At 36.2% G+C, this 12,833-nt stretch carries 11 protein-coding genes and 1 pseudogene; all 12 read left to right on the plus strand.

Annotated elements, in window-relative coordinates; all coding sequences use genetic code 11:
• The first annotated feature begins 1 nt into the window (after position 1).
• The 12 genes and pseudogenes from ACSBPO_RS10580 to ACSBPO_RS10635 all read left to right on the plus strand — a co-directional run bounded on the left by ACSBPO_RS10580 (position 2) and on the right by ACSBPO_RS10635 (position 12,664).
• Positions 2 to 601: a response regulator gene (locus ACSBPO_RS10580; protein ID WP_442600011.1), complete on the plus strand. Its 600-nt coding sequence runs from the start codon at positions 2 to 4 to the stop codon at positions 599 to 601.
• Between the two features lie 355 nt (positions 602 to 956).
• Positions 957 to 1,382: a DUF3995 domain-containing protein gene (locus ACSBPO_RS10585; protein WP_442600012.1), complete on the plus strand. Its 426-nt coding sequence runs from the start codon at positions 957 to 959 to the stop codon at positions 1,380 to 1,382.
• Between the two features lie 500 nt (positions 1,383 to 1,882).
• Positions 1,883 to 2,017, plus strand: a complete 135-nt coding sequence (locus ACSBPO_RS10590; RefSeq protein ID WP_442600013.1) for a BA3454 family stress response protein — start codon at positions 1,883 to 1,885, stop codon at positions 2,015 to 2,017.
• A gap of 60 nt (positions 2,018 to 2,077) precedes the next feature.
• Positions 2,078 to 2,212 (plus strand): FbpB family small basic protein, encoded by a 135-nt coding sequence (locus ACSBPO_RS10595; RefSeq protein ID WP_442600014.1) that lies wholly within the window; start codon positions 2,078 to 2,080, stop codon positions 2,210 to 2,212.
• An 893-nt stretch (positions 2,213 to 3,105) separates the two neighbouring features.
• On the plus strand, positions 3,106 to 4,638 hold the full coding sequence (locus ACSBPO_RS10600; RefSeq protein WP_442600015.1) for an NADH dehydrogenase subunit 5: 1,533 nt from the start codon (positions 3,106 to 3,108) through the stop codon (positions 4,636 to 4,638).
• Entirely contained in the window at positions 4,638 to 7,262 is a 2,625-nt protein-coding gene (locus ACSBPO_RS10605; protein ID WP_442600348.1) for a DUF2309 domain-containing protein, read from the plus strand. Before ACSBPO_RS10600 ends, ACSBPO_RS10605 begins: the two co-directional genes overlap by 1 nt.
• A gap of 61 nt (positions 7,263 to 7,323) precedes the next feature.
• Positions 7,324 to 7,855, plus strand: a pseudogene (locus ACSBPO_RS10610) (carbonic anhydrase); the annotation flags it as partial.
• Positions 7,856 to 7,967: 112 nt separating this feature from the next.
• Positions 7,968 to 8,330 carry a DUF2294 domain-containing protein gene (locus ACSBPO_RS10615; protein ID WP_442600016.1) on the plus strand — a complete coding sequence of 121 codons (363 nt, stop codon included), beginning with the start codon at positions 7,968 to 7,970 and terminating at the stop codon, positions 8,328 to 8,330.
• Between the two features lie 349 nt (positions 8,331 to 8,679).
• Complete coding sequence (locus ACSBPO_RS10620; protein WP_442600017.1) at positions 8,680 to 9,384, plus strand: FTR1 family iron permease; 705 nt, start codon at positions 8,680 to 8,682, stop codon at positions 9,382 to 9,384.
• 317 nt (positions 9,385 to 9,701) lie between these two features.
• Entirely contained in the window at positions 9,702 to 10,139 is a 438-nt protein-coding gene (locus ACSBPO_RS10625; RefSeq protein WP_442600018.1) for a VOC family protein, read from the plus strand.
• A gap of 378 nt (positions 10,140 to 10,517) precedes the next feature.
• Positions 10,518 to 10,901: a VOC family protein gene (locus ACSBPO_RS10630; RefSeq protein WP_442600019.1), complete on the plus strand. Its 384-nt coding sequence runs from the start codon at positions 10,518 to 10,520 to the stop codon at positions 10,899 to 10,901.
• A 368-nt stretch (positions 10,902 to 11,269) separates the two neighbouring features.
• Positions 11,270 to 12,664, plus strand: coding sequence for a DJ-1/PfpI family protein (locus ACSBPO_RS10635; protein ID WP_442600020.1), 1,395 nt, complete (start codon positions 11,270 to 11,272; stop codon positions 12,662 to 12,664).
• The last annotated feature ends 169 nt before the right edge of the window (positions 12,665 to 12,833 follow it).

Below are 12,833 nucleotides of genomic sequence, written 5' to 3' on the forward strand. Positions count from 1 at the left end.
TTTGATTCGGATTGTAATTGCCGAAGATCAAAAAATGCTGCTTGGTGCATTGGGGGCATTAATTGATCTAGAAGAAGACATGATGGTGGTCGGAAAAGCAAATAATGGGGATGAAGCAATCGAACAAGTTCAACTGCACAAACCCGACATTTGTATCATGGATATTGAAATGCCAGGAAAAAGTGGCCTGGATGCTGCGGAGCAGCTAAAAAAATCGTCTTGCAAAGTGATTATTCTTACCACGTTTGCGCGGGCTGGTTATTTTGAAAGGGCAGTCAAGGCAGGGGTAGATGGTTATTTATTAAAGGACAGTCCAAGTGAAGAGCTTGCGAGCTCGATCAGAAGTGTGATGGCTGGGAGAAAAATTTACGCCTCAGAACTTGTAGATGAAGCATACAATGAAGAAAATCCTTTAACCGAACGTGAAAATGAAGTTCTGTTATTAATGGCGGATGGGAAAAATACAAAAGAAATCGCTTCCCAATTAACGCTTACGACCGGTACGGTCCGCAATTATATCTCTGTTATTTTAGATAAGTTGGAAGTCACAAACCGGATCGAAGCGATTAAAAGATTTAGAGAGAAGGGCTGGTTTAAATAATATCAAACCAGGGTCTAGTATTTATTCTACTACTTTTTAAAAGATTGATATGAATATGGCAAAAAAAGCTAGAATATATAGTGCCAACCGTTTCGGTTTTAATGTAAAAAAAGTAAAATAATCATACCACTTGAAGCCCAATTTTCATATAAATTGGGCTTCATTTATTGGGTGGATAAGGGTTTCAATGATTTTAACGAGTCAATTAGCAATGAGATTAGCATTTCTATTAGCAAGATTCTGCTGCTCAGCAGACACCTTGCGAAAAGTGTACTAATATGCTTGATAAATGAGTATACAAATGATGGGACCAATTTATATACGGTGGACGATAAGATACAGAAGAGGTGGTAAATTGATAAAAATTTTAATAGGAATAACGTCACTAATATTTATATTTATTGGTATGTTACACGTTTATTGGGCATTTGGTGGAAGTTGGGGAGTGAATTCGGCTCTTCCAACTAAAGATGACAATAAATTACCAGTTTTACGACCAAGAATGTTTGGTACACTCTTTATCGGATTACTTTGCTTTTTTGCTTCTGTACTTCTATTAGTTCAAATCAATTTGTTCTCATTCATCGAATCCTCTCCTTTTTCAAAATGGCTTTGTATGGCTGGGGGTGTTGTTTTCTTGTTACGTGCTATCGGCGAAGGGAAATATGTAGGTTTTTTCAAGAAAATCAAACATACTAAATTTGCAAAACAAGATACTGCCTTCTATTCTCCTCTTTGTGTATGGATTAGTCTCATTTTTTTGTTAGCATCGTTTATATGAGATCTCTTGTTCTTTACTTTTTGCAATTACTTGACCTACGTATATTAACTTTGTGAAACAATGTGCTTAAAGTAGCTTTACTTAAATAAGGAATAATTAAAAGAGCCTCATAAACACAGTTCTTGTGTAAATGAGGCTTTTTTATATACATAGAACAAATTAACTCTTAGATTGTCAGGAACAGTTTGGCTTCTTCATTTGACGAGGGAATTAGCGGGGAAATTGAAAAATATGAATAAATCGTGACAGGAATTGTGACAAAATAGGGACACAATCGCCAAGGTCATTCTCAGTATAATGTTATATACCTTATAATTCGGTTATGTACAAAACAATATAATCACGGTGGAAATAATTAGAAGTGTGGAGTAGGGATGTCACTAATAACCAGCATATTCACTATCTACAACATTTACTCAATCAGAATCAACAAATAAATGAAGCCTAGTGCTAATAATTCAAACTAATAAAGTAAAAAGAGAGAGTAGGGCAAAATCTTTATGTATAAGTACACAATTAATGTTCATCATGAAGGGAAAATTTATCAAACCAATGTTATTGTTCAGAAAGATCAAACAGAAGAAGAAGTGTACCGCATTGCAAAAGAGCAAGTGTTGAAGCAATGGTCAAATTGATTTCCGACACAATAAACAGGAAAAAGAGTTTTTTTGAAATAGAAAGGTAGGAATATCATTATGAGAAAACGTAAACTTAATTTTAAAGAATTAATCTTGCAAAATAAGCAAGAAATAGTTAGTGATTCAAAAGCAATTGAAAGAATTGAAATTAAGATTGATAATAAGCATTTTAAAAAGTTACAAGTATCATAAAAAAGCAATTCATTCAAACTGCACCACCAATTTTAGACATGATCTAAAATTTGGAGGTGCTTTTTTGGGGTTAAAGGTGCACCAAAAACAGCTCGCGTCGGACGGATAGATAGGTTCCTTGGTCCGTTCTGCATTGAAGTGGTATCCGTCCCCTTGGTCCTCTTTTTTTATAATTCATTTCCCAGGTAAGCGCAATTTTCTTATTAAAATGACAATTGTTAGTTTAAATATATGTTCAGAATCTCTTAATTTGATGAAATTTAACAGTAAATGTCGAAAATGTATTGACTAGATTTCCTAATATTCATCTGAATTAATTTTAAAGAAGCGATGAACTAATTTCATTCCAACTTTGGGATTCTATAATTATCGGGGCTTTGGACCGTTTTGCATTGGCGCTATTTACTCTTTCCCTTTACCCTAAGCGCTTTCTTGTTGACAAGTTTTAAAATATGGCCTATCCTATATTCATCATAAAAATTGGTAGATGTTTATTTATGCCTTTTTAAATAATTAGGATTTTAGCATTCTTTTAATATATCATATTGACTGGATGAAAAAGTTTCTAATAAAAAAGGAAAAGTAAATGTAAATCGATTCATTCAAAAATAATGAATACATATGTCCTTTTTAGAATAAAGCTAAAATATAAAGTGAAAATGTCCAATAAATAGGTAGCTCTTCAAAAAACTTCGCTGAAGTTAGTTGAAAAGAAGCCGACAATTTTTAATTATTCAATGATTTTAAATGATCATTGAATGATTGGAGTTGTCGGCTTTTTTATTTGGAAAAATAGCATTTTACTATCTAGTAATTGTAAGAAATCAATATGTGTGAAGTACTCTTCATTAAAAAGGTTATGGTGCATTAACACCTAAAAGGGAGTAATGAAATTGCTAGTTTCGTTGAGTATGTCTTTATTATTAAAAATATTCTTTATGACGCTTATAGCTGCTGGGTTAAGTGGACTATTATTTTTACATCCACGAGTCCCTTTACGTTATGTTCGGATTCATATTGGGATAGTGGCCTTACCACCTTTGGTTTCCTTAGCGGCACTTGTTAAAAGTAGTGCAAATGGAACTGTTGGTCCGTGGTACTTGGATTCCTTAGCATGGTTAATGGCTTTCTTTGTTCTTGCCATTGGTTTAATCATTCAGCGTTTTTCTGTCCGTTACTTAATGGGAGATCGCTATTATCGTAAATACTTTACCCTTTTTACATTTACTACAGGTGTTGCTTCCGTTACATGGTTAAGTGCGGATCTCCGCTTAATGGTTCTATCTTGGGGAGCCACTCTCGTCGGTTTAACCTTACTAATTAGGTTAAACCGTGCTTGGAAAGTTGCGAATGAAGCAGCCAAGGTTTCTGGTCGATTATTTATAGTGAGTTGGTTATCTTTGTTAGTTGCGATGCTTTGGCTTTTTCACGGCACGGGTCAATGGCAGTTACCTTTAGCTCTAACAACAGAAAATGTCGCTCAAATGGGAGCAGGAGAGAGCATAGGGATTAAGCTATTGATGATAGTAGCCGTGATTATACCTGCAGCTCAGTGGCCTTTTCAACGGTGGTTAATTGAGTCTGTTGTGGCTCCGACTCCGGTTTCGGCCATTATGCACGCAGGTTTGGTCAATGCGGGTGGGATCATGCTAGCTCGATTTTCGCCTCTATTTAATGGTGATATCGCAACTATTATTTTACTCATTTTGGCAAGCATATCTGTTTTGATTGGAACTGGAATTAGCATTGTCCAGGTCGACTATAAACGTCAGTTAGTAGGCTCCACAATGGCACAAATGGGGTTTATGCTCATTCAGTGTGCATTAGGTGCGTATATAGCAGCCATTATTCATTTAATCTTACATGGTTTGTTCAAAGCAACCCTGTTTTTACAGGCTGGTTCGGCCGTACGTCGTTTCGAAATATCACCTCGTGTGAATAAAAGTTCATCCTTTTTATGGATCATGTCTGGTCGGTTTTTAGGCTTCGGTGTAGGAATATCTTTTTGGCTCATGGACCCTAGAGACGGGTATCAATTGATTAGTGCACTCATCTTGGGGTGGTCACTGTCTGTTTCTTGGACACAGCTTGTCGCTTTTGGAGAGGGAAGAATTGGGCGAATGGCAGGCTTATTATTTTTAGGAGGATCTGCCATCGTTTATGTTGTCATTCATAACCTTTTCTATGAGTGGTTACATACATCTGTATTTCAAAGTGTTGAACCTCCACTTTTAGTGGTGATTATTGTCGTATGTCTCTTACTACTGGGTAGTGCAATCGGTACGTGGGTGGCGCGTAATCGTTCTTCTGTTTCCTTCGCGGTCCTTTATCTTTGGTTAGTGCGATTAGGTGAAGCAAAACCCAAAACAGTTGAGAGTCATCCAAACTACCTGAAACAATATGTATCTCAAGGAGGTAATTGGTGATGGGCGGCACATCTGTATTAACGAAGGAAAATGTAAAAACGAAATATATAAATACGAATCTTCCAGAAAGTAATATAAACGTTTTAGTAGAATCAGCAAGCCGAGTGATTGCACCACTTTGGCCTATTTCTATGTTTGCAGCACGTCATCCTTGGATGGGACTAGAAAAGCAAACTTTTCACCAGGTAGCAGATCGGTTAAAACATACTCGTGATGTGGATATTTACCCTAGTGCTTCTATGATCCTTTCAGCAAAAAATATAGGGGAAATCGATGAAGACTTTGTAAAAATGGGTCTTCAGCGTTGGCTTGATTCACAATCCTTTACGATTCCACAGGACGAAGCAGAGCGATTTTGCCTTAATGCATTAAAATTAGAACCATTACCTGCAAACCTTTTATCATCACCTGAATTGGAGAAATGGGCAGAAGAATATAACGGACTAAATCCAGACCGTACGGAAAACACTTTTATGCAACCAATAAGCTCGCATGTAGAGAATCAAAATGGTGAAAGATTAGTCAATATTCTCGATCATCACGTCATCAAGTGGTGCAAATTATATCTGGATGACTCTCAAGCAGGTTGGACCATGCCAAATCGTGAGGAAGGTTTCTATCGTGCTTGGAAGCGCCTGATTCCATATGATCCAGCACTTCATAAAAAACAGCGTAATAGTTTAAAAGATTGGCCAGAAGAGGCAGAGTTGGCTTTACAAAAAGCGTTACACCTACTAGAAATCCCTGAATCAGAAATACAAACTTATCTTGAAGGTCATTTACTTTCCTTACCAGGATGGGCAGGAATGATGCTTTGGCGTTCACAACAATCGAAACAGGAGCAGGCACTATTAACCGAATATTTAGCGGTTCGAATATCGATGGAGTGGGCGTTACTAAACCCTTACTTACCTTTGTCCCATCAACGATATGAAAAGAAAGCTTCGATTGCGCCTCTTTTATCATCTTGGATCTATTGGGGTGACCTTACTATTGCGAAATGGTCAGAGATGCCAGAAGCTAAACAAAAGGAATATCTATCATTTGCCTACAGCTTTGATGATAGGGTTCAGAGGAAACTATGGTTAGAAGCTTGGGAGCAAACATACGCAGATCGATTAAGTCAGAAGATCATCTCTAATCAACGTAAGACTTACGATAAAAAGTCTGTATTAGCACAATTTGCCTTCTGCATTGATGTACGATCAGAACCTTTTCGTCGTCAACTTGAAAAAGAAGGTCCGTTTGAAACAATGGGCATGGCCGGTTTCTTCGGGGTACCGATTGCAACAAGTGAACTTGCTAGTCAACACAGCCATGCTTCCTTGCCGGTGATCCTAAAACCGAAACATAAAATAAAAGAGTCTGCCGATAAAAAGGCACTCCAATCCTATCAAGAACGTAAACTAGCAATCCATTCCATAAGCTATACATTTAAAACAATGAAACAAAATGTCCTTGCGAGCTTACATTTACCTGAGCTAAGTGGACCTTTTCTCAGTCTTCAAATGGTAGCACGTAGTTTTGTTCCAATAACAGCAGCTCGTTTTATTCGTAATCTTGGTCATACTTGGTTACGCAAACCGAATACAACACTTTTTCTAAATCATGTTCCACATAGGGAAGAGGAGATAGCTGTTGGTTTTTCTAAGGAGGAAAAAGTAAATTATGCGCGCCAAGCTTTGAAAATGATGAACTTAACCAAAGATTTCGCACCATTAGTTGTCATATGCGGACATGGTAGTAAAAGTACCAACAATCCTTATGCTTCCTCTCTTGACTGTGGTGCTTGTGGAGGGGCTTCAGGTGGATTCAATGCTAGGGTTTTAGCCACTTTATGCAACCTTCCTGAAGTAAGAGAAGCACTTTCTTATGAAGGAATAATTATCCCTGCGGACACCGTTTTCATAGCCGCTGAGCATCAAACAACGGTGGATGAATTACACTGGCTCTATGTTCCTGAGCTTTCCCAAGCAGCAAAAGAAGCATTTAATCGTATCGAAGCTATTTTACCGAAAGTAAGCCAACAGGCTAATGCAGAGCGTCTAGCCCAATTACCGAATTTCCAATCGGATATGAAAAATCCGAAGGCGGAGGCACATCGATTTGCGGAAGATTGGAGTGAGATCCGTCCGGAATGGGGACTAGCACGTAATGCTGCTTTTATTATCGGCCAACGTGAACTAACGGAGGATTGTGACTTGGAAGGTAGAGCTTTCCTTCATAATTATGATTGGAAACAGGATGAAAGTGGTGACCTTCTAGCAAACATTATCGCAGGACCAGGAACGGTGACCCAATGGATTAATCTGCAATATTACGCTTCAACCGTCGCACCTCATTATTATGGTAGCGGAAATAAAGCAACTCAAACGGTTACGGCAGGCCTAGGTGTGATGCAGGGGAATGGAAGTGACTTGTTAAGCGGACTCCCTTGGCAATCTGTCATGCAATCCGATCACGAGGCTTATCATTCTCCGCTTCGTTTGCTGATTGTCATCCAAGCACCTAACGAATATGTAAAACGACTATTAGAAAATGATTCCGCATTCCGAGAAAAAGTTCAAAATGGATGGCTTCGACTGGCTAGTGTAGATCCAGAAGGATACTGGAAAAATTGGTAAGAGCTCACAAACTTTAATAACTCTATTAAAAATATATCAATATAAAGAAGGAGTGTACGAAATGAAGGTAGATCCTATTAAAAATGTATTATTTTTAACAGATCTTGAAAACGGGTTAGAGCCGATTTTACAAGAAGCGACGAATATTCGCCCTGAAAACATGCTAACGATCCAAAGCTATGGTAGTGTCATTTCACACCCTAATGGAGATATAATGAGATCAGTGCTCATTGCTATCTATCAGGAAAATGTGGAGGAGATTTTTGTTGTAGGAAGTAAAAATAAGCGGACTACTAGCGTAGATATACGAACTCAACTTGAATCAATGAAAGATAAGATCCAAACATTAGATTATCTTTTTCAAAATAGCAAGCCAGAATTATCAGGTGGTACGCTCCGTGAGTGGCTAAATGGAGAAGAAAATGTTAGTGATAATGTTGAAAAGAGTGTTACTATTATTCGTAATCATCCATTAATTCCGTCGTACGTGAAAGTTCGAGGTTTACTGATAGATAATAGAGATGAATCAGTGTCCATTGTGGAGGTTCCTACGGATCAAGCAGTTTCAATCCAGTCCTGATCGATGTATATCTAGCACACGTCTGGAAATTTCGGATACAGGATGGACGACGGGTACCTACAATAGAGTGAAAAATCGTAATAGAAAACAGTTGGAATAGACCAATTTTGGGAGATGCATGAAAGATGAAAATATCGAAAGGTTCTATTGAATCAGAGATAAGTAAATCCATTACTCAATGGGAAAAAGACTTTCTAGGACGTGGGTCCGTATCGGTAAAGACAGATATATTACGGGATATGATCATTGTTAATTTACAAGCTATTTTAACACCAGCCGAATATACGGTATGTGAAACAAAAGAGGGTATGTTAACGATAAAGAAAACTCGTTCGGAGTTAGTAGAATCCGGTGTAGAAGAACTTAAGGATATGGTACGAACGATAACGGGAGAAGAAGTAAAAAGTTTTCATACCGATTTAAGCTCTCGTACAGGTGAACGAGTGATGATATTTAAAATGTTTAATAACCTTGAGAAAATCTTATAATGTAAAAAATAATGGGATTCACTTGAGAAATCAACTATTTTAAGTAAACAGTATCTGCGATAAATGGATATTCTCCATTCGCCATTTTAAATGAATATAGTAATACGAAAAGAGGGAGTCTCAATACGAAAAGAGGGAGTCTCAATACGAAAAGAGTATTGAGGCTTCCTCTTTTTTGTTTCATTGTAAAAGACAGACAAAACTTATGTATGTCTTTTTGGTGGTTCCAGATACCATATAAAGAATTGAAAAATAAAAAGAAAGTTTGAAAGAATGTGTTGACAATGATAATCTTTCTCAGTTAAACTAATGATAATGAAATTTATTATCAATTAGGGGGATTACATACATGCTATCCAGTTTGTTTTTATCATTTCGAGAAGGATTAGAAGCCGCTTTAGTTATCGGAATTATCTTAGTGCATCTAACAAAGATTAATAGAAAAGACCTGAAATCGACTGTTTACTTCGGTGCTATTGCTGGTTTGGCTGTTAGCTTAATTGGAGGATTTATTGGATTCAATGAATCAAAAGAGATGGAAGAAGCTTCAGAAGAAATTTTTGAAGGAATCATGATGTTTGTTGCATCTGGATTGATCGCTTACTTTATTTTATGGTTGCATCGAAACAACAATGTTACTAAGTCAGTAAAAGACCAGATCAATAAGAGAACATCCGCTATTGGATTATTTATATTAGCCTTCTTATCAGTTTTCCGTGAAGGCATTGAACTAGTAATCTTTAACTTAACTCAAGTAAGCCAAGATGCGATGACAGTGGCAACTGGAAGCATTCTAGGGATTGCTCTTGCCGTTATTGTCACAATCATTCTATTTAAAACAACGGTGAAATTTAATTTATCTATCCTTTTCAAAGCACTTGGGGTTGTATTAATCTTCCTTGGTGGTGAAATGTTTGCAGAAGGGTTAGAAATGATCTTTGGTGGCGGAGAAGCCCTTGAAATCATCGGATTATTCGTATTCATCCTTCCATCCCTATACATTTTATTAAAAGATGAAGTTAGTAAGATAAGAAATCTTAAAAAAGCATCGTAATATTTGTGAAAAAGTGCATTTCTCTGTGAGAGATGTGCTTTTTTTCTGTTCAGGCAACTATTAATAAAAACATCTTTTTATATTTCTATTATCCTAAAAAAACTAAACATAAAACAAGCTCACTCTTTATTTACAGGTACGGAAGGAGAGGTTTCTTGGTCCGATTTGCTTTGGGATGTAGAAACAGCCCAATTGGATATTGAAACTTAAAGATTTATTGAAGAAGGATATTTTTCACATTTAAGCGAATTAGAATTTCAAACAAACTATACACGAAACAGATATCGGAAATAACAGAAACATAGGAGGGATGAGATATGAAGATCAATAGAATAGATCATGTGAGTATAAACGTAAATGATCTTTCAGAGGCTAAAGCGTTTTTTCTTAATTTAGGACTTGAAGTGAAAGCGGAATGGGAAATGGATGGAGAACAGTTGGCCAGAATAGTTGGGCTTAATGATGTAAAAACGGCATGTGTAGGATTGGGTATGCCAAATGGTCAAACTTGGATAGAGTTAGTGAAATTTTATACGCCAACAGATGCAAAAGGTATTCAGCAAACTTTTGCAAATACGCTAGGTATTCGGCATCTTTGTTTTGCTGTTGAAGATATTGAAGCTATTGTTGCTAAGTTGAAAAAGAAAGGCACAGAAATCTTTAGTGAGATACAGCAATATGAAGAAAGTTATAAGTTATGCTACGTTCGAGGTCCAGAGGGAATTATTTTAGAGTTGGCGGAAGACATAAGATAAAAATTGAGTGGGACTTTAATTGATTTACATCTCTAACTTTACAGATTTCTTGTTAAACTATTTGGTGCAGTAGATAGGTGAACAAGGGGCTGTCGAAAACAGAAGCCATTATTGCGTTAAAGGTGCAGTTTGGAGAACACAAGGAGTTCAATGATTTGTAAAATACAATGTTATTCTCTTTAAAACGGATGGGGACCAAAATAAAATAACAGTGTAAATAACACCAGACCAAAGGAAAGTTTATTATGAGTAGTGAGTAAAGATAGAAGATTTGATTGATAATCCATTTTAATGTATTTTTATAAATAGAGTAGTAATGGTAATATTTTCCTGCGAAATTAGAGAGTACATATAAATAAACTAGAGGAGTTAACCGTTATGATAAATAAAGTTGGACAAATAATGTTATATGTAAATAACCAAGATGAATCTGTCCATTTTTGGACAGAACAAGTAGGATTTTGTGTAATTTCAGAGGTAGACGACGGTCAAGGAATGAGATGGATTGAAATAGCTCCAAATAAAAATACTGAAACAAGCTTCATTCTACATAACAAGGAATGGGTTCTAAAAATGTCCCCGGGGTTAAATTTAGGTACACCATCTTTAATGTTTTTTACGGAAAATCTAGAATCATTACATAACAATTTATCAAATAAAAAAATTAAAGTTGGCGATATTATAAATATGCCATCGGGCAGGGTTTTTAATTTTGCAGATAATGAAGAGAATTATTTTGCTGTTATGGAAAAAGGCAAATAAACATTACAATAGAATTGATTCGTTAATCAAAGTTTTTACATTAAATCTATTTTTAACAGAGGCTATTTTCAGTCTCTGTTTTTTATTTTTGGTCCAAAGTCAAAACCAGTTTTAGGAACAATGATGAAAGTTTTTTAAGAGGTATTATGGTGATCTGAATCATATACCTTAGAGGGGTACTACGAAAATCTGCGGGGATACCCGAAAAGGGTGCGGTTATTATTATGTTCCTAATAAGTACAATATTGAAAGTAGTTGTTAAAATGATTTCCACTCATTTCGAGAATGATGTCGTAAATGGCGGAAAATCATTACCCTGTTAAATAGAACACTTTCAAGATTTTAGAGTACTTATGGAGGAAGATAAAATGAAAAAGATAGTAGTACGTCTAGTTGTTTATGTATTGATTTTTGTGATCCTTGTGGGGGGTATCGAGTACTATGGATTTCATCGTCATCAAAAGGATTTTTACTTTAACGTCCGTCATAAGTCAGTTCCTACTTTACAAGGAGGAGTAAGTATACCAAAATACAATCCCAGCAAACCTACAGTTGCAGTTGTATTAGCGGATACAAGTATACCTACGGAAGATTTTGACTTCCTTATTCCCTATGAACTGTTGTCGATGACAGATGCTTACAATGTTTATGCGGTTGCACCAGACAAAAACGTGAAATCATTATCGGGAGGGCTGGATGTCATTCCACATTACACTTATAAGGAACTAGACAATCTATTAGATAAAAGTCCAGATATAATTGTGATCCCTTATATGCCTGGAATTGATAAACCGAAATATCAACCAACTCGTGAGTGGATTCAACACCATTCAAAAAGTAAAAACACGATTTTTCTCAGCATTTGTGGTGGGTCACAAAATCTTGCTGATGCAGGGTTATTAAAAGGGAAATCTGCTACGTCACATTGGCAGTTCATACCCATATTAATGAAGCAATATGCTAATACAAACTGGAATAAAGATGTAAGGTATGTACAGGAAGGAAATACGTTAACTTCAGCTGGTCAAAGTGCAGGAATCGATGCAGTTCTTCACCTAATATCACAGAAGCTAGGAGAATCCGTGGCTTTTAAGATATCTAAGGAAATTAGCTATCCTTCTTACCATTTTGTAGAAAATCCGAAAGTGAACCTCCCTTTTAACGTGGATATGAAATTTGCAACATATTGGCTAAATATAGGATTTCATTGGAATAAGAAACAATTAGGGGTACTCCTATATAAAGATATGGATGAATTAGCCTTATCTTCTATATTTGATTCTTATGGAGACACTGGAACGACTCAAGTCCTGACCGTTTCTCGTTTAAATGAACCCATTATTACCAAACATCATCTCAATATACTAGCCAGACACCATTTATCTAATGCTCCACCATTGGACAAGATGATCATACCAGGTTGGGGTGCAAAATCTCTAGCAGCAGAAGAAATAAAGCTTTGGAGTAAAAATAGTGATTCAAAAGAGCCCTTCCTTATCCATAGTGATTCGCCAAAGAGATATGTTTTCGAAGCACCATTGGAAGACTTAGCTAAACAAGAAGACCTATTAACTGCTTATCATGCTGTAAAACGATTTGAATATCGTGCCGATGGTATTCATCTCGAGGGTAAACGGTTCCCCTTTGAAACTTACATGAATATTCTACTAATCTTTATAATGACTTTGTTAATCACTTACAGTCTTGACAGAATATTTATTATGAAGAAGTCTATTTTAAAATTATATAAAGAAGTGAGCTAATATTTTTAGCTTTGGGTAAATATAGTTTGTGAAAATTTAGTCTACATGAGAGAGTTTATAAGTGGGGCTGCAAGTGAGGCGGCGATTAATATTATTTGCTAAAATAAAAGAAACCGGGTATATTTTTTGCCTGGTTTCTTCTTATGTTGTATTTTCATTGATCAAATAA

Origin of the sequence: Neobacillus sp. D3-1R, from assembly GCF_052180215.1 — a bacterium.
Taxonomy (GTDB): Bacteria; Bacillota; Bacilli; order Bacillales; family Cytobacillaceae; genus Pseudoneobacillus.

What these genes read in the sequence shown, in the direction of transcription:
- ACSBPO_RS10590 (WP_442600013.1), top strand. Translation starts at nt 1,883, where the DNA reads ATGTATAAGTACACAATTAATGTTCATCATGAAGGGAAAATTTATCAA.
- ACSBPO_RS10595 (WP_442600014.1), top strand. Translation starts at nt 2,078, where the DNA reads ATGAGAAAACGTAAACTTAATTTTAAAGAATTAATCTTGCAAAATAAG.
- ACSBPO_RS10605 (WP_442600348.1), top strand. Translation starts at nt 4,638, where the DNA reads ATGGGCGGCACATCTGTATTAACGAAGGAAAATGTAAAAACGAAATAT.
- ACSBPO_RS10615 (WP_442600016.1), top strand. Translation starts at nt 7,968, where the DNA reads ATGAAAATATCGAAAGGTTCTATTGAATCAGAGATAAGTAAATCCATT.
- ACSBPO_RS10620 (WP_442600017.1), top strand. Translation starts at nt 8,680, where the DNA reads ATGCTATCCAGTTTGTTTTTATCATTTCGAGAAGGATTAGAAGCCGCT.
- ACSBPO_RS10625 (WP_442600018.1), top strand. Translation starts at nt 9,702, where the DNA reads ATGAAGATCAATAGAATAGATCATGTGAGTATAAACGTAAATGATCTT.
- ACSBPO_RS10630 (WP_442600019.1), top strand. Translation starts at nt 10,518, where the DNA reads ATGATAAATAAAGTTGGACAAATAATGTTATATGTAAATAACCAAGAT.
- ACSBPO_RS10635 (WP_442600020.1), top strand. Translation starts at nt 11,270, where the DNA reads ATGAAAAAGATAGTAGTACGTCTAGTTGTTTATGTATTGATTTTTGTG.